This window comes from Nitrincola alkalilacustris, from assembly GCF_008973755.1.
Lineage (GTDB): Bacteria > Pseudomonadota > Gammaproteobacteria > Pseudomonadales > Balneatricaceae > Nitrincola > Nitrincola alkalilacustris.
In genome coordinates this window covers 214,768-232,707 of record NZ_WBOM01000006.1, presented here as the reverse complement: position 1 = coordinate 232,707, position 17,940 = coordinate 214,768, and the positions used below count along the sequence as shown (strand labels likewise).

Annotated in this window: 17 protein-coding genes; 2 read left to right on the top strand and 15 right to left on the bottom strand. The window is 53.5% G+C overall.

Features of this window, described 5'->3' with window-relative positions:
* Positions 1-19 precede the first annotated feature (19 nt).
* Both F7R27_RS12940 and F7R27_RS12935 read left to right on the top strand, forming a co-directional pair.
* Positions 20-475: an immunity protein Imm33 domain-containing protein gene (locus F7R27_RS12940; protein WP_240776370.1), complete on the top strand. Its 456-nt coding sequence runs from the start codon at positions 20-22 to the stop codon at positions 473-475.
* Between the two features lie 40 nt (positions 476-515).
* Complete coding sequence (locus F7R27_RS12935; RefSeq protein ID WP_151704680.1) at positions 516-779, top strand: hypothetical protein; 264 nt, start codon at positions 516-518, stop codon at positions 777-779.
* Between the two features lie 7 nt (positions 780-786).
* Here F7R27_RS12935 and F7R27_RS12930 read toward each other — a convergent pair whose 3' ends face one another.
* The 15 genes from F7R27_RS12930 to F7R27_RS12860 all read right to left on the bottom strand — a co-directional run bounded on the left by F7R27_RS12930 (position 787) and on the right by F7R27_RS12860 (position 17,864).
* Positions 787-2,034, bottom strand: a complete 1,248-nt coding sequence (locus F7R27_RS12930; RefSeq protein ID WP_151704679.1) for an amidohydrolase family protein — start codon at positions 2,032-2,034, stop codon at positions 787-789.
* Positions 2,035-2,048: 14 nt separating this feature from the next.
* Complete coding sequence (locus F7R27_RS12925) at positions 2,049-2,828, bottom strand: hypothetical protein (protein ID WP_151704678.1); 780 nt, start codon at positions 2,826-2,828, stop codon at positions 2,049-2,051.
* 121 nt (positions 2,829-2,949) lie between these two features.
* A complete protein-coding gene (locus tag F7R27_RS12920; protein ID WP_151704677.1) occupies positions 2,950-3,924 on the bottom strand; it encodes a tRNA dihydrouridine synthase in 975 nt (324 codons plus the stop codon).
* Between the two features lie 3 nt (positions 3,925-3,927).
* A complete protein-coding gene (locus tag F7R27_RS12915) occupies positions 3,928-5,145 on the bottom strand; it encodes an O-succinylhomoserine sulfhydrylase (protein ID WP_151704676.1) in 1,218 nt (405 codons plus the stop codon).
* A gap of 18 nt (positions 5,146-5,163) precedes the next feature.
* Positions 5,164-6,693 carry an amidophosphoribosyltransferase gene (purF, locus tag F7R27_RS12910; RefSeq protein ID WP_151704675.1) on the bottom strand — a complete coding sequence of 510 codons (1,530 nt, stop codon included), beginning with the start codon at positions 6,691-6,693 and terminating at the stop codon, positions 5,164-5,166.
* Between the two features lie 47 nt (positions 6,694-6,740).
* Positions 6,741-7,238 carry a CvpA family protein gene (locus F7R27_RS12905; protein ID WP_151704674.1) on the bottom strand — a complete coding sequence of 166 codons (498 nt, stop codon included), beginning with the start codon at positions 7,236-7,238 and terminating at the stop codon, positions 6,741-6,743.
* Positions 7,239-7,295: 57 nt separating this feature from the next.
* Positions 7,296-7,847 (bottom strand): SPOR domain-containing protein, encoded by a 552-nt coding sequence (locus F7R27_RS12900; RefSeq protein WP_151704673.1) that lies wholly within the window; start codon positions 7,845-7,847, stop codon positions 7,296-7,298.
* A gap of 4 nt (positions 7,848-7,851) precedes the next feature.
* On the bottom strand, positions 7,852-9,150 hold the full coding sequence (folC, locus tag F7R27_RS12895) for a bifunctional tetrahydrofolate synthase/dihydrofolate synthase (protein ID WP_151704672.1): 1,299 nt from the start codon (positions 9,148-9,150) through the stop codon (positions 7,852-7,854).
* A 15-nt stretch (positions 9,151-9,165) separates the two neighbouring features.
* Positions 9,166-10,083 carry an acetyl-CoA carboxylase, carboxyltransferase subunit beta gene (gene accD, locus F7R27_RS12890; RefSeq protein ID WP_151704671.1) on the bottom strand — a complete coding sequence of 306 codons (918 nt, stop codon included), beginning with the start codon at positions 10,081-10,083 and terminating at the stop codon, positions 9,166-9,168.
* 33 nt (positions 10,084-10,116) lie between these two features.
* Positions 10,117-10,920, bottom strand: coding sequence for a tryptophan synthase subunit alpha (trpA, locus tag F7R27_RS12885; protein ID WP_151704670.1), 804 nt, complete (start codon positions 10,918-10,920; stop codon positions 10,117-10,119).
* A gap of 17 nt (positions 10,921-10,937) precedes the next feature.
* The gene (trpB, locus tag F7R27_RS12880; protein WP_151704669.1) at positions 10,938-12,155 is read right to left on the bottom strand and encodes a tryptophan synthase subunit beta; all 1,218 of its coding nucleotides are present in this window, start codon (positions 12,153-12,155) and stop codon (positions 10,938-10,940) included.
* Entirely contained in the window at positions 12,142-12,765 is a 624-nt protein-coding gene (locus tag F7R27_RS12875) for a phosphoribosylanthranilate isomerase (protein ID WP_151704668.1), read from the bottom strand. Before F7R27_RS12875 ends, trpB begins: the two co-directional genes overlap by 14 nt.
* A gap of 56 nt (positions 12,766-12,821) precedes the next feature.
* Positions 12,822-13,661, bottom strand: coding sequence for a tRNA pseudouridine(38-40) synthase TruA (truA, locus tag F7R27_RS12870; protein ID WP_151704667.1), 840 nt, complete (start codon positions 13,659-13,661; stop codon positions 12,822-12,824).
* Between the two features lie 6 nt (positions 13,662-13,667).
* Positions 13,668-16,685 (bottom strand): FimV/HubP family polar landmark protein, encoded by a 3,018-nt coding sequence (locus F7R27_RS12865; RefSeq protein ID WP_151704666.1) that lies wholly within the window; start codon positions 16,683-16,685, stop codon positions 13,668-13,670.
* A 171-nt stretch (positions 16,686-16,856) separates the two neighbouring features.
* Complete coding sequence (locus tag F7R27_RS12860) at positions 16,857-17,864, bottom strand: aspartate-semialdehyde dehydrogenase (RefSeq protein ID WP_151704665.1); 1,008 nt, start codon at positions 17,862-17,864, stop codon at positions 16,857-16,859.
* Between the last annotated feature and the right edge of the window lie 76 nt (positions 17,865-17,940).

Sequence of the window (17,940 nt, the reverse complement as noted above, 5' to 3'; positions counted from 1 at the left end):
ACAGAAGATGAAAACAGTGATGCCCGATACTCCCCTCGACATAAAGGATGAAACCGCTCAGACCAAGAACGGATTTCTTGTTCTGGTATCTCGCCTGGTTTTTGATGAAAAGCTACCGGTACGCTTCATGTACAAAACCGTGCCCGAACATCTCAATGACACCGGGTGGCGACTGTTTACCGGCTATGAGTCAGACGAGTTTCTGGCAGACGAAGCCCTGAACCTGCTGCCCGTTCCAATGGAAAAAATACAACAGCTTGATCCGTCACTGACTGAGTTGCTGCAGTATAATGCTGGCACTGTCTGGGAGCGCACACCAGACTCACCCAAGTGGGAGCGTGTGTATGACTTCAAGATCCCTTCACCTCAGAGCGACGTCGCCATAACCAATGATGTTGATCAATTCGCCGACATCACTGGCAATAGCTCCTGCATTGCCAGCATACAGCCCATCCCTGGGCATAAAAAAGGGTGAATAATACCCCCCTTTCAAGATCTGCCAAAGGAGATCCTTCATGCCGTTAAGTGCCTATCTACTGAACCTGCTGGGAGTTGCCATCGTTATTCTGGGCCTGAACCTGAAACGAAAATGGCAGAAGACCGGGATCGCACTTGCAGTGGCGGGATTCCTGATCGGCACTTCACCTGTCTGGTATGTGATGATCAATCAACCCAGCGACGAAGAGATAATCGAATATCTGCAAGAGCAGCATGAGCGCCAGCTTAAAATTGAGCAGATGCGACAGGATAGAGAGCTGGAGCGCCCCTCCGGCTACTGATGCGACCTCAGATCCGGGCAGACTTATCGAAGAAAGATCGTGTTTCGAAAATACTCGTAGCAAAACGCTTGCCGTTGCTGCTCAGGTGCCTTTTCAGCGCCAGATCAAACAGCACAGGATTATGCCGTCGCAACTCGGTCATGAAAGCAACAGACGACATCTCCAGCACCCCCTGTCGCGCCAGCAACAAGGGCGATGTCAGCGGAAGAACGCCCGGTAGCGGGTAGTCTGAGCCAAACAGCAGACGCGAATGCCACTCATCCTGCTCCAGCAGTTCACGCAACACCTCATCCGAGCGGTTGCGCTGAGTGATGGCCGAGATATCACCAGAGAGCAGTTGCTCGTAGGGCTTTTCGCCCATCAAGCGCCTGAACAAAGAAAAACTCGATACTCGCCTGCCCTCAGGCCCCTGATCCAGATCTACATCTTCACCGGTGCTGGCACAGTGCGCCATCACCACCCGAACACCTCTATCCAGAGCGCGCCTGAGCCTGAGCGGATTCCCCCATATTGGCCGTCCTGCCCCCACCACCGCACGCTCCTCACCAACATGGGTAATCAACGGCATATCCAGTCTGACCAGGGCATCATAGAAGGCATCGCACTGGGCCGATGCAGGGTCGATGCCCATTGCCGGTGGCAACCATTTGACTGCCCTGGCACCCTGCCGACTTGCCTCTTCCAGCACTTCAATCGCATCCTCACGATACGGGTGTACAGAGCATACCCACTCAAACCAGTAAGGCGCTGCAAGAGCAACATTTCTCGCATAGTCGTTCGGTACATGAAAGGGGGTCAGGTCTGAGCGCGGCTGCCCATTACTGTCATGTGTGCGGTCGAATGCAAACAGCATCATCTTGAAGCCGAACGGCATGCCGGACACCAGATTGTGCAAGCGCGCAACATAGCTGCGATCAACACTTCCCTCGGCATCATGGACACATCCGGCATTGAGATAAAAAAGCCGCTGAACGTATTGTATGGGGTGTAACGGGCTGAGCATGCGTTCAGAGAGTTCTATGCCGCTGTCTGAGTCACCAACACCTACCAGATGCGCATGACAATCCCAGACCAGTTCAGGATCAATGCCCTCCCAGCAACTGAGCATCAGCTCATGATTTTGCAAGGAGTCCGGCAGTGTGGTGATACAGGGGTTGAACAGTCGAGGCTCACTGATCACAGGCCCCTTGCAACCACTGATAAACAGCGCACCAAGTCCTGCGGCAAGAAAACGACGACGTGAGTGTGAAACCAAAGCCTGCCCCCGCCTTACTTGCGATTGCCGACTACGTCACCCACACTGGCAATGAAATAGACAGGATCGAATGAAGGTGGCAGCCGGTCATTGATGATGAAATACATATACACAGCATGCAAGGCACCAAAGCGATAAAATACGCCACTGAAGATGCGTGACAGGAAAGAGGGTTGATGGCGCCTCAGGCGCAGCTTGCTTTTCGCTGCACCAAACAGATAACCGTAGGTTGCTCCGACAATCTGCTGATCAGCCCTCATCAACCCCTTTTCAACCTGTATCTTGGAAAATTTCACGGCATCACGAATAGAGTGCCCGATAGAGATTGCGAGTTGCCGACTTATCTTGTCCGCGGCCTGAGGCTTGGCGACAACGATGGTATATTTTTCAGCCAGAATCTCATGTGCTTTTGCAAGGTGTAAGGAGATATTGCCATTGATGGTTGGCCGGTAAAACACGTGCGGACTGAGGTAGGTGAACAACCGACGGCGTGTTACCAATTGTACGAAACGGTCAATCACATCCTTGAACGAGAAAAAGGGCATGGTCGCCAGCGGTATGGTGATCAACATGGTCACCAGCAGAGAATACTTGAAAGCCAGTTCACGACGATTAAATACCAGCCCCTCAAAGAGGGCATAGAGCACCGCCGACACTCCCGCCATCACCAGAAAGGCAAGCACGAGGATATTCACAAAGTATGAAAACAGGAAGGATCTGCCCTCTGAGCTGCCCACCACCGCAGAAAGGAAGCGTTTGGTCTCGCTCAGCCTGAAACCGACTTCAGAAATCATGCGCGGTTATCCTTTTTGTTGCCTATAGCTCAATGCTAATCATCAGATTGAATTACTGAACAGCATTATAACAATAATCGGGCAGGATTTCAGAAGGGTCTTGAAACATGAAATACGAGAGTCAGGCAGCTTTCATTCTTGCCTGCTCTCTTTGCAGCAGATTCAACAACTGCTCCGGACAGGTTTCTGTCCTGATCAGCTGAAAAAGATCTTTTGCCTGAGGATAATAGCGAGTCAGCATCTGTACCCATTGCTTGAGACGGCCATGCACATGACGAATCGACAGATCCCTCGTCACCCTTGAGTGAAAATCAGTCAGTAAGGGCAGAAGCTCAGGCCAGGTCTGCTCTGGCAGTACCAATGGCATATCTGCACTGAAGGATGCGTGTATCTGCCTTGCCAGAAACGGGCTGGCAACCAGCCCTCGTCCAATCATCACATCGGCACACTGACTGACTTCCTGGCAGCGGCGATAGTCATCAATCGTCCAGACTTCGCCATTTGCAATAACCTTAATACCGACCGCTTCCCGAATACGGGCAATCCACTCCCAGTGAGCCGGAGGTCGATAGCCTTCGGTTTTGGTTCGGGCATGCACGGTCAGTGTGCCGGCACCGGCAGACTCAATGGCACAGGCGTTCTCGATCGCCAGAGATTTATCCAGATAACCCAGGCGCATCTTGGCACTGACCGGCACCTCTGCCGGCACAGCACTGCGGACGGCTGATACGATCTGATAAATCACCTCAGGCTCATTCAGCAGAACCGCACCACCTCGGCTCTTGTTCACTGTTTTCGCAGGGCATCCGAAATTGAGATCTATGCCCGGTGCTCCCAACTCAACCGCACGCACGGCATTTTCAGCCATCAGGCCTGGCTCACTACCCAACAGCTGCAACAACACTGGCGTACCGGACAGAGTCCGTCCACCCTGCTGCAGTTCGGGTACCAGACGATGAAACACTGAGGCCGGTAACAGCGAGCCCGACACTCTGACAAACTCACTGACACAGACATCAATACCACCAATGCCAGTCAGCAGCTCGCGCAGTGTAAAATCCACCACGCCCTCCATGGGGGCCAGAAAGATTTTCATGGATTAAAGTGCCGCAAGACCCAGTTGAAGATCTCGCTTGAGATCTTCAACCGACTCCAGTCCGACTGAGAGTCTGATCAGGTTGTCATGAATACCCGCACTGGCGCGCTCCTCTGGGGTCATCCGGCCATGCGTGGTTGTACCTGGGTGGGTAATGGTTGTTTTCACATCTCCCAGATTTGCGGTAATGGAGATCATGCGCGTGGCATCTATAAAACGCCAGGCACCCTCTTTGCCACCCTTGACCTCGAAGGAGAGGACGCCACCAAAACCCTTCTGCTGACGACAGGCAAGCTCGTACTGAGGATGTTCCGGCAGACCGGAATAGAATACTCGCTCAATGCCCGACTGCTCTTTCAACCAGAGCGCCACTTCCAGCGCTTGCTCACTCTGTGCCTTGATTCTCAGCGATAGCGTCTCAAGCCCTTTAAGGAACACCCAGGCATTGAAAGGACTCAGGCAGGCACCACCGGTACGGATAAAGCCGAAGACCGCTTCCATCTCTTTCTCGCGACCAACCAGTACACCACCGACACAGCGCCCCTGACCATCCAGATACTTGGTGGCAGAGTGCATGACGATATCAGCACCGAGATCGAGCGGGCGCTGCAGTATAGGTGTCAGGAAGCAGTTGTCGACCACCAGGAGTGCATCATGCGCATGAGCAAGATCTGCTAACGCCTTGATATCACTCAGCTCTGATAATGGATTAGACGGCGTTTCAAGAAACAGCATACGCGTATTGGGCTGAATCGCGGCCTGCCAGGCCGACACATCTGTCGGATCAACAAAGGTACTGGTGATACCGGCACGCGTCAGATAACGATCAAACAGCGATACGGTCGAGCCAAACACACTGCGTGAGCACACGATATGATCGCCCTGCTGTAACAGTGCCAGACCGATACTCATGATCGCGGCCATTCCCGATGCTGTTGCAACAGCTCTTTCGCCACCTTCCAGCGCTGCTATACGAGACTCAAACGCCTGTACAGTCGGATTAGTGAAACGCGCATAGATATTACCCGGTTCATCACCGGCAAAGCGCGCTGCTGCCTCACGGGCACTTGAAAACACAAAGCTCGACGTTGTGAAGATGGGGTCGCCATGCTCTCCTTCTGCCGTGCGTTGCTGACCAGCCCGAACGGCCAGGGTTTCAAGATCATAATCCTGATCCTGAAACTGAATCCGTTCGGCCCGATCAAATTTTGACTGAGTCATACTGTCTTTTCTCCTGATTCAGTCCGCGTCAATGCAGGTATGAAGATCCGCTGAATCATCTGCATCTGCGTCCGCATCATCACTGCGCGATTTCGCGCCATCGTTACGACGAGCTTCCAGTCGGTCCAGGTAGGCTTTATCAACTGTACCGGTGACATAGGCACCATCGAACACGCAGGTATCAAACTCTTTGATCGCCGGATTGATCTCGGTGATGGACGCCTTGAGATCGTCAAGATCCTGATACAGCATCCAGTCACAGCCGATATACTCACCTACTTCATCAGCAGTACGGCCATGGGCAATCAGCTCACCCGCCGTTGGCATATCGATACCGTACACATTGGGGAAACGTACTTCCGGTGCAGCCGAGGCAAAATAAACCTTGCGCGCACCTGCTTCACGGGCCATCTGCACGATCTGCTTGGATGTCGTGCCACGCACAATGGAGTCATCCACCAGCATCACGACCTTGTCCTTGAACTCGGCCTGGATCGGATTGAGTTTCTGACGCACGGACTTCTTGCGCTGAGTCTGCCCCGGCATGATGAAGGTACGGCCGATATAGCGGTTCTTGATGAAGCCTTCGCGGAAGGTCACATCAAGGCGCTTGGCCATCTCCAGAGCCGCAGTGCGGCTGGTATCCGGAATCGGTATCACAACATCGATATCATGCTGCGGGCACTCCTTGAGTACCTTTTCCGCCAGTTTGACCCCCATCAGCATGCGCGACTGGTGCACTGAGATCTTATCCATGATGGAGTCGGGACGAGCCAGATAAACATATTCGAACAGACAGGGTGCCAGCTTGGTTATCTGTGCGCACTGGCGCTTGTGAAGCACGCCATCGGTATCGATGAAAACCGCTTCGCCAGGCAGAACGTCTGCCTCCAGTGTGAATCCGGAGGTGTCCAGTGCCACACTTTCGGAAGCCACCATGTACTCGACTCTGCCGTCAACCTCACGCTTGCCGTATACCAGCGGACGGATGCCATGCGGATCACGGAAAGCCAGAATGCCATAACCGGTAATCATTGCCACCACAGCATAGCCACCCTGACAGCGCGCATGCACCTGCTCGACAGCCTGGAAGATATCCTCAGCTGTCGGCTGCAACTTACCCAGACGCTGCAACTCATGTGCAAAGACGTTCAGCAGCACTTCAGAATCGGATGTGGTGTTGATATGGCGCAGGTCTGCCCTGAAGATATCATCTGCCAATTGCTCGGCATTGGTCAGGTTGCCATTATGTGCCAGCGCTATCCCATAGGGGGAGTTGACATAAAAGGGCTGAGCCTCGGCGGAGCTTGAGCTGCCAGCCGTTGGGTAGCGCACATGTCCGATTCCCATGTTGCCTTCCATACGCTTCATATGACGGGTTCTGAACACCTCATTGACCAGGCCATTATCCTTACGCATGAAAAAGCGATCACCGGCGCAGGTCACCATGCCGGCCGCATCCTGTCCTCTGTGCTGCAGAACAGTCAATGCATCATAAATGGTCTGATTTACAAAGCTAGTGGCAACTATGCCGACAATACCGCACATCTAATCAACCCCTAAGGAGATAGTTAATCTAAAAAACAGTGTCACACTCAGCTTCCGATGTTCCAGAGCATATGCCCCAGATCCTGAGCCATATCCCTCGACCAGGTTTCCAGTACCAGAAAATGCGGAATCAACTGGGATTCGCGCCACCACTGATCCTGCACTGCGGGTGTCATACCCAGCAGTACCAGCAGTATAACAACCACAAGCCCGCCACGCAGCGCCCCGAAGCCTATACCCAGAACACGATCCGTGGCCGACAGCCCTGTTGCATTGATCAGTGCCCCGATCACGAGGCCTATCAGGTGGCCAACAATCAGCGTTGCGATAAACAGGATCAGAAAAGCAATCAACAGATGTATTGATGGCGGCGTATCGACATATTGCGCCACCACTGTCGACAAGGGTACCGAAAAGATGCGCCCGACTATGAACGCAGCCACCCAGGTACACAGGGAGATCGCTTCTCTCGCAAAACCACGTCGCAGGCTCAGCAACGACGAGATGGCGATGATGCCAAGAATACTCCAATCAACCCAGTTCATATTCTGTAAAGCCCTGTCACCATCTGTTTATTCGGCATGGTTTATCAGCATCAGTGATCATTGCGTGGTAAAACGCACGATAATGCCATCCAGGCCATACTCCTGCTTTAACTGTGCCTGCAGCGCTTCGAGCCTTGAGCGCTGCATATCAGGCCCGACATAAACTCTCACCAGATCAGTCCCCTGGCGGATATAGACCTTATAGCCAGCCTCGATGAGTTTGTTTCTGAGGCCACGGGCATTCTCCTCCTGTTTGAAGCTCGCCAACTGCAAAGTCCAGGCAGCAGGAACCTGATCAGCATCCAGTACCGGTGTGTCTTCAACAGGGTTCAATGTCGGGGCCAGTTGCTCAAGTGGTTCGGCAATTTCAACAGCCGGCGCGGGCACGACAACTGCTTCTGCAGGAGGTGCCGGCGCTGCACTTTCAATAATAACCGGGTTGACCGGCTCAATCTGTACCAGCTCAGGGATAACAGGGGCTGGTGGAATGACCGGCTCCAGTTGACGCTCCTGATAGCCAGCTCCATCAAATACCAGTGGGAAAAAAACCAGCGCAATGATCAGAACTGCCACAGCACCGGCCAGACGTCGCTTAAGATTAACCGTCATACGTTCAACTCGTCTGCTTCAGGGTTTTGAGTGCATCAGCTACGGTAAAGAAAGATCCGGCGATCACCACTCGACCCCCCTCCTGTGTCCTCTCCAGTACCTGCCGGATAGCCGACTCAACACTGTCATGTCCATGTATGGTGGCTGCATCAACCTGCAGATTGGACAGTCGATTTACCAGATCATCCGACCGGGCGCCTCTGCCGACATTCAAGGTAACGGGGTACCAGTCACAGACAGACGATTGTAACAGGGCCAGCACCTGATCAATATCCTTATCGGCCAGCATGCCGATAATCAGATGGGTTATCTGTGCAGGCTCTGTACTGAGGCTTTGCGCCAGATAAGCAGCCGCCTCGGGATTATGTGCGACATCCAGTATGAAATGCCTGCCCTGCACCTCAAGACGCTGCATACGCCCAGTCATCCGTGCCGATTCAAGACCGTTGCGAATCGCTGCTTCGGAGATGGTAAAAGGCAAAAACTGTATCGCCTGCAGCACCGTCGCAGCATTTACAAGCGGCAGGACTGGCCTGGGCAGGTCGGTCAGTGTCAACTGCTCACCCAGTGAACTCAGACCCTGCCACTGCCAGGTCTGAACATGACCGGGCTGAACTGTGTCGAGCTCAGCGGAATAGTCCTTCTGGCGCAGCAACAAACCAGCCCCCAGATCACCTGCCACTTTCAACAGGCTTGCTGGCGGATCGATATCACCACAAAGTGCAGGTTTGCCAGCGCGGAAAATACCGGCTTTTTCACGCCCGATCGATTCACGATCCGGTCCCAGCCATTCGGTATGATCCAGCGCAATGGTGGTGACTATCGAGATATCAGCATCCACCAGATTGACCGCATCCAGCCGTCCGCCAAGCCCAACCTCCAGAATCACCACATCCGGTTTGGCTGCTGTAAACAATACCAGCGCCGCCAGTGCACCATACTCGAAATAGGTCAGCGAGATATCACCCCTGGCCTGCTCTATCGCGCTAAATGCATCACACAGCGCCTGATCACTGACCTCTTCGCCATTGATACAGATGCGCTCGTTGTAGCGCAGAAAATGGGGCGAGGTAAACGTGGCGCTGCTCAATCCCGCCTGACGCAGTATCTGATCAAGCATAGTGGTGGTTGAACCCTTGCCATTGGTGCCACCAACAACGATCTTGATACTGCCGTTAAGATCCGCTGGCAACCGCGCCGCCACCTTTCCGATACGCTCAAGGCCAAGATCAATCTCGTTCGGGTGACAGGCCTCAATCCTGGCAAGCCAGTCAGCCAGTGTAGCTGGATATGTAGTCGACATTAAGGCTCTACCGGATCAGGTGGGTTCTGTCTCGTCGACAAGGGTCTCTTCATCAACGGTTTCTACTTCGCCGACAAGCGTTTTCTGACCGCTCAATTTGCTCAGGATCGACGCCAGACGGGTACGCATCTCCTTCCGGCCAATGATCATATCTATCTGACCATGCTGCAGCAGAAACTCACTGCGCTGAAAACCTTCCGGCAGCTTCTCACGAACGGTCTGCTCAATAACACGTGGACCCGCAAAACCGATAAGTGCGTTCGGTTCAGCCACATTAAGATCACCCAACATAGCCAGACTGGCAGAAACACCACCATAAACAGGATCTGTCAGCACAGATATATAAGGCACACCGGCACGCTTCATTTTTTCAAGCGCCGCACTGGTTTTTGCCATCTGCATCAGTGAAAAAAGCGCTTCCTGCATACGCGCACCGCCAGAAGCGGAAAAACAGATCAGCGGAATACGCTCCTCCAACGCGATTTTGGCAGCTCGAACAAAACGTTCACCAACAACCGCGCCCATAGACCCACCCATGAAGCGGAACTCAAACGCCACCACTACAACAGGATTACCTTCGAGGTTACCACGCATGGCAACCAACGCATCCTCTTCGCCAGTCTCTTTCTGCGCCGCACTCAGACGATCCTTGTACTTCTTGGAGTCACGGAATTTGAGACGATCAACCGGCACCACGTCGGCACCTATCTCAGAGCGCCCTTCACGATCCAGAAACAGATCAAGGCGCTGACGCGCACCAATACGCATATGATGATCGCACTTGATGCAGACATTCAGGTTCTTTTCCAGCTCAGGGCGGTAAAGTACCGAGTCACATTTCGGACATTTCTCCCAGAGACCTTCCGGTACGTTGGTGCGTTTCTTTTCACTTCTAACCAGTGAAGGAACTATTTTATCCAGCCAGCTACTCATGTTTTAAAATCCTGCCAGTGAAAAGGTTAACGATCAGGCGTCCATCGCCTTGCGCATATCAGCAATCAGGGACGAGACGCTGGAAGCGATGGCATCCGGCTGCGTCACCAGCTCAGCAATTTTGCTGACCAGCACACTGCCGACTATCACACCATCTGCAATCTGACCGATAGCGCGGGCAGATTCAGGATCACGAATACCAAAACCAACTGCCAGCGGAAGATCAGTCATCTGTGCAACCTGTGACAGCTTGGCTGCCACTTCATCCACATTCAGTGCTGCAGAGCCTGTGACACCTTTCAGTGAAACATAGTAAAGATATCCGGTACCCAGATCGCAGATATGACGCAATCTGGCTTCGGAGGTAGTCGGTGAAATCAGATAGATGGTATCAAGACCATGAGCCGTTAGAATCGCGACAATCTCTTCTGACTCTTCGGGTGGCAGATCGACCGTCAGAACACCATCAACACCGGCATCCTTTGCGCGTTTGGCAAAGTTTTCATAACCGATCGCTTCCACCGGGTTCAGATAGCCCATCAGTACGACTGGCGTTGTCTGATCCTTCTGACGAAACTCCGCCACCATATCCAGAACATCCAGCAGACGGGTACCATGCAGCAGAGAACGCTCGCATGCGAGCTGAATCACCGGGCCATCCGCCATGGGATCAGAAAAAGGTATCCCCAGCTCAATGATATCGGCACCGGCCTGTACCATGGCGTGCATCAGACCGACAGTAATACCCGGAGCCGGATCACCTGCTGTCACAAAGGGGATCAACGCGGCACGGCCCGAGGCTTTGAGGTTGCTGAAACTGCTTTTAATTCGACTCATATCTGTGCATCTACCCTTCAGATCTCAATGCCGTCAAGTGCTGCAACGGTGTGTATATCCTTGTCGCCACGACCGGACAGGTTCACGATAATGCTCTGATCCGGACGCATCTGCGGAGCCAGTTTGATCGCGTGCGCTATGGCATGGCTGCTCTCAAGTGCCGGCATGATCCCCTCAACCTGGGTCAGAGTACGGAACGCCGCAAGAGCTTCATGATCGGTGATAGCGACATACTCTGCGCGCCCTGAGTCCTTGAGCCAGGCATGTTCTGGGCCAACGCCCGGGTAATCAAGACCCGCCGAGACAGAGTGTGTATCCAGAATCTGACCGGCATCATCTTCCATCAGATAGGTACGCATGCCGTGCAACACGCCAGGACGACCATCAGACAGAGGCGCTGCATGCTGACCGGTCTCCAGACCATAGCCACCCGCCTCGACACCGATCATTCTGACCGACTCATCCTCAATAAAGGGATGGAACAGGCCGATTGCATTGGAGCCACCGCCGACACAGGCGATAATTACATCCGGCAAGCGACCTGTCTGCTCCAGACACTGGGCTTTTGCTTCACGACCGATCACGCACTGGAAGTCGCGCACCAGTTTGGGATAAGGGTGTGGGCCTGCCGCCGTACCGATGATGTAGTAGGTATTGTCAACGTTGGTCACCCAGTCACGCATCGCTTCGTTCATCGCATCTTTCAACGTGCGCGTACCGGATGTGACCGGTATCACCTCGGCGCCGAGCAGGCGCATGCGATAGACGTTCAGTGACTGACGACGGACATCTTCAGCCCCCATGTAGACTTTACACTCAAGACCCAGACGCGCAGCAACCGTTGCTGAAGCAACGCCATGCTGACCGGCACCTGTTTCGGCGATCACACGGGGCTTGCCCATGAATTTTGCCAGCAGCGCCTGCCCGATGGTGTTATTCACCTTATGGGCACCGGTATGGTTGAGATCCTCACGCTTGAGATAGATCTTTGCACCGCCCAGTTCACGTGTCAGGCGCTCAGCCAGATAGAGCGGCGACGGGCGACCTACATAATGTGCCAGGTCGCGATCAAACTCTTCCTGAAAAGCGGGATCTTTGGACAGCTTGTCATACACCGCTTCGAGTTCTTCGAGGGCTGCAATGAGTGTCTCAGAAACGAAACGGCCGCCATAGGGGCCGAAATGTCCTCTGGAATCGGGTAGAGACTGCTTCGCAGTCTGTTCAGTCGTTGACACTTTTCACCTCATTTACAAAGCGCTTGATTTCATGAATATCCTTGATGCCTTTACGGGCTTCCACTCCGCCACTGACATCAACGGCCCAGGGTCTGATCTGCTGTATCGCTGCAGCGACATTATCAGCATCCAACCCTCCGGCCAGAATAATCCCGGGCCTCAGGGCCTCAGGAATCACTGACCAGTCAAAAACAGATCCGGTGCCACCCGGCACTCCGGAAACATACGTATCCAATAGTACGGCACGTGCTGCAGCGTATTGATCCACCATAGCGGTCAGATCCATACCCGGAGCCACGCGCAACGCCTTTATCCAGGCTCTTGCGAAGCTGTCGCAGAAAGCCGGTGACTCATTGCCATGAAACTGCAGCAGGTCAATCCGCGTTAAATCGATAGTGCGTTGCACCTCTGCAGCCGAAGCGTCCACAAAAAGACCTGTCATGGTCACAAATGGCGGCAAGGCAGCAATAATCTCTGCTGCCTGTTCAGGCGCAATATAACGAGGACTCGGCGGGTAAAAGACAAAACCCAGTGCATCCGCGCCAGCATCCATCGCAGCTCTGGCATCTTCCAGGCGCGTAATGCCGCAGATTTTAATCCGTGTTCTCATCTTTGCCTCTGAAAATTCAACAGCAGGGCGAATGATAGCAAAGCCAGCGTCTGCCGTCAGTCTGCACCTGACAGAAAATAGGGCCCAAGTGGCGATACCGGCAAATCAAACAGATCAGGATAGTCAACATCGACGAAATATAGTCCGAAAGGCGGTGCCGTGACACCACCCATGCGACGATCCCTCGCCTCCAGCACCTCACGTGCCCAACCGATCGAAGCCTCACCGCTGCCGATTTTCATCAGGACGCCAGCGATATTCCTGACCATGTGATGCAAAAAGGCATTTGCTCTCACATCAATCATGATCAGCCGCCCTCTTTGCGTCACCTCCAGCGACTGTATTGTGCGTACCGGGCTTTTGGCCTGGCATCCGACAGCGCGATAAGAGGTGAAGTCATGCTCACCCACCAGACTTTCAGCCGCACGCTGCATCGACTCCAGATCAAACGATTTGTGTGTCCAGGTAACACCTCGGCTCAGCAAGGCCGGCTTAACGGGTGAGCTGTAGATCAGATAGCGATAGCGTCGGGCACGAGCCGAAAACCGTGCATGAAACTCATGCGTGACAGATCTTGCCCATTGAATGGAGATATCATCCGGCAGATAGGTGTTGGTACCCAGCACCCAGGCGCGCAGATCACGCTCGACACAGGAATCAAAATGGATGATCTGCCAGGTCGCATGCACGCCTGCGTCTGTACGACCCGCACAGACAACCTGAACGGGATGATTGGCAACACGGGACAGAGCACGCTCTACTTCAGACTGCAGGCTGGGTACGTCGTCATCACTCTGTTTCTGCCAGCCACGATAGGCAGAACCATTGTACTCAACAGCCAATGCATAACGATAAGGGGCGATCGAAATCGCCCCCTGATTTTCGGTTTCACTCATAATGTGTCAGGACAATGATTTTAACAACTCTTCGGCTTCTTCACGCTGTTGATCATTCCCCTCACGCAGAATCTCACCCAGAATATCTCGTGCCCCTTCAACGTCATCCATTTCGATATAGGCACGGGCAAGATCAAGCTTCGTTTCATTTTCATCAGCACCATCCAGCAGTCCCAGACCTTCCAGAATATCATCTGAACCGGTATCGGACGCATCGGTCTCTTCAATTGCAATTTCATCATCTGTGCTATTCAGCAGATCATCCAGCTCGCTATCCAGCTCCAACTCCAGATCGTGAGCAATATTGGCGGTCAGCTCATCTTCAACCACCTCACCCGGTCTAGGCTTGCGCTGTACAGGCTCATCATCTTCAATACTTAGTGAGCTGAGCAGGGAATCGATATCATCTGCGTCCGGCACTTCTGTCTCGTTGGAAAGCGCTTCACTCACAGCCAGTGAGGCTTCATCCTGGTCTTCGATATCATCAAACTCAAAGGCTGTCAGGAAATCATCTTCTGTATCGGTCTCTTCCGTATCCTTGCTGTCAGTCAGATCTGAGCCGACATCATCCAGCTGCATAGCACCGGAGGCCGGCAGAGCTTCATCTTCTTCAAGGGTATCAGGTTCAGCATCAAGCTCCTGATCCAGCTCACTTTCAAGGTCATCCAGATCAAAATCCTCATCCAGAGACAATGAGTCTGTTTCAGTTTCAGCGGTTGATTCAGACGCAGAATCAGCATCATCCTCTGAGGTCTCCTGAAGAGATTCGGCATCTTCATCATCCATGCCTGCCAACAGACCTTCAAGGTCGGAGTCGAACTCATCGTCGCTGTCATCATCAGCAGCCAACGCGCCTGCAGCTGCAGTTGCTGCTGCGGCCGTACCAAGATCAGGCATTTCATTTTCATCAGAGAGTTCGCTATCAGATAGCTCGTCATCAGATAGCTCGTCATCAGAGAGTTCAATAGCTTCAAACTCATCTTCTGCATCTGCAGTGGCGCTATCATCCTCATCGAAATCCAGATCGAAGAGCGAGTCCACATCATCACTCAGTGGCTCCTCATCATCCAGATCCGCATCAGCTGTGTCGCCACCTGTAAACTCCAGATCTTCCAGATCGTCCTTATCTTCAAGACCAAGCCCTGAAATCAGATCCTCTTCATTACTGTCCTCACCGCTCTCTTCAATAGCAGTTTCAGACTCAGCGGATGCCACTTCTTCATTGACCGCATCCGGGCTGGACAGATCCAGCTCATCAAGATCATCAAAGTCATCCGCCGACAGATCAAACTCCTCATCAAGAACCCTTACCTCTTCTTCAGCCATTTCAGCCACGTCTGGGGTTTCAGGAATATCCAGATCCATATCCAGATCCAGGTCGGAGAGGTCATCGGCGCTATCCGCTGCTGCTGACAGCGGCTGATGCACTATTCGCTCCTCCTCCTGAGCAGGAGACTCCTCTGGCTCTTCTTGTGCCGCAGCGGCAGTCGCAGCCACTGCCGCAACAGGCGCCACTTTTGCAGCCGTATCGCCTGCATCAAGATCCTTAGGCGCCCGTATCAAGCCCGGATCTTCCTCTTTGGAGGAGGACTTACGCTTTCTGATGAACAACAGCGCCAGTAGCAAGGCCAGAATACCGCCCAGTATTGGCCCGATATAGGGGATGGAGGAAACCGAATTGATAAAACGCTCAACGCTTTCCATGAAGCCGCCGCCAGAAGCCGCAGGAGGTGGTGCCTCGCGCGCTGCCAACTGAGCCTGAAGCTCTGCTATCTGCTGGTCCTTGAGTTCCAGCAATCGGCTCTGCTGCTGAAACAGCTCCAGCAACTCATTAAAGTTTGATTGCAGCTCCTGAATATCACGGCGCTGCATATCGATCGTCTCTTCGGTCATCATCAGACGCGTATCGATCTGCTCAATACGCTGCTCCTGAACCTCCACCTGCTCTGTCATCTCTGCAGGAGCTTCACCATCGGCAACCGACTGCTCACCCGGATCAATCACATCTGGCGCAGACTGTTCGGTACTGACAGCGCGTTCCTCAGTGGCCGTTTCCTCCTGAGCGGGTGGAGTTACTATCTTAAGCTCACTGGGAACCTCTTCAGTCACCGCTTCAGACTGCGCCTCAGGCTTTCCCTCTTCACGACTCCCGTCAACTGCTGGAGCTGCTGCCACTTCCTGACGAGGTGCTGCACGCCCCTGACGCCAGAGTTCAGTCTGCCGGGCAAACTCTGCATTAGCCTGCTGAGCGCTTAACGCTCTGATTTCGCTGCTGCTGGGAATATCCATGACCGTCCCGGCCTTGAGCATATTCACATTGCCGGTCGGAAAGGAACCCGGATTCCTGCGCTGCAGCGCCAACATCATCTGCTGCGGGGTGATACTGGAGTCTGGCCGATGTTTGAGAGCAAGCTCCCACATGGTATCGCGAACATCGACATAGATCTGGGTCTGCGCATCTGCACGTGACTGCAGATTACTTGGGGCAGCGACTGCTGGTGCTGCCGCTACAGGAGCAGGGGCGGGAGCGGGTACTGGTGGTGACTGAACAGGAGAAGGCACCACGACAGCAGGCATGGGCGCGCTGGAAACCGCTGGCTGAACCGGTCGAGACACTGGTGCCGGGTCGAAAACCGGCGGATCAAGCAGCAGCGTATACTCTCTGACGAGACGCCCGCTGGGCCAGTTCACTTCAACCAGAAAGTTAAGGAAGGGCTCCCGAATAGGTTCGCTCGAGGTCATCCTGATGATCCCGGTGCCGTCAGGGAATACATTCACCTGAAAGCGTACATCACTGATGAAACGCGAGCGCGTCACGCCAGCCAGAGAGAAGTCATCAACATCGGCCATTCTGGGCTGAATCTGCATGGGTGACAGATCGCGCACCTGCAAGAGCCGGATTTCGGCCTCGAGCGGCTCATTCAGCGCAGATCTGATGTTAATCTCACCAAGCCCCAATGCATTCGCATTCGGTATACCCAGCACCCCGGCAATCGCAAGGCTTAAGGCAAGTTTTCTCAGCATCAGTTTTCCCTCTTGAGGAGCAGCTCTCGTTACAATAATCAGGATAAAACAGAGAGTTGCATATCCGAATTGTAACGCAAGTATTATTTATAAACTGCTGTTCGGTCAAGTCAGCCTTGAATGATTACCGACCGGCATCAGATCAGAGTATCGCTTTATATTATAAAGTGATTATCCAAGACGACCGATAAGACCTTCAGCTATCTGTACTGCGTTCAACGCCCCGCCCTTGCGCAGGTTATCGGTCAGGGCGCACAGGGAAAATCCATTAGCACTGTCGCGGTCTACACGGAGTCGGCTGATAAACACCTCATCCTTACCCGCTGCAGTCGAAACAGGCGTCAGGGGCTCTTCATCCAACCTGGCCAGATAGACCCCGGCGGCCTCCCCCAACAATTTGCGCATCTCATCCAGCTCAACACGGTGCTGGGTTTCTGCGTGTACAACCACCGCCTGACCATAAAACAGTGGCACCTGCAGCTCACTGACTGCTATTTCAAGCTGATCATCAGCCAACAGTTCTCGAAGCTGGTCTGCCAACAGCCACTCATTATGAGTATACCCACTCTCCTGAATTTCTCCGGTCTGAGGCAGCAGGTTGAACGCTACCTGGCGCGAAAAAAATTCGGGCTCGGCGTCACGACCATTCAGCAGCCTGGCTGTTTCACCTGCAAGCGCCTTGATGCCATCATGGCCAACACTGGCAACAGAGCTGAGACTGGTTATATTCAAGCGTAGAATCTGAAAACGACGATGCAGGGTTGCCAGCGCCACCGACGCTGCAACAACCGCCGCAGAGGGTGAACAGATCACGGCTCCTGATACAACAGACTCCAGCAGTTCGGGATTGACCTCGGGAACGGCACAGTATGCCTGTGAGCTCTCGGCCGAGGAGGTCAGATCTATCACAAAGCCACCCTGCGCCGACATCTGCGCCAGCAGGTCGGCATTCAATCCACCCGGCATACAGTTGAAGAGCATACCCACGCCCGCCAGATCAAGCTTGCTGAGTGTTGTGATGCGCACGGCATGCCCATTAAACATCACGCCACGCGCTTCTTTGTCATCGCTGTCGGCCAGCCGGACACTGCTGACGGGAAACTTTCGATCCCCCAGGATTTCCAGCAGATTTTCACCCAGAAGAGATGTGGCGCCCAGAACAGCAATTACAATCGACATGCTTTTAACCTTTATAGGAAATATATAAAAAAACAGCCCGGACAAGGCCGGGCTGTATTCTAGCACAGATGATAGT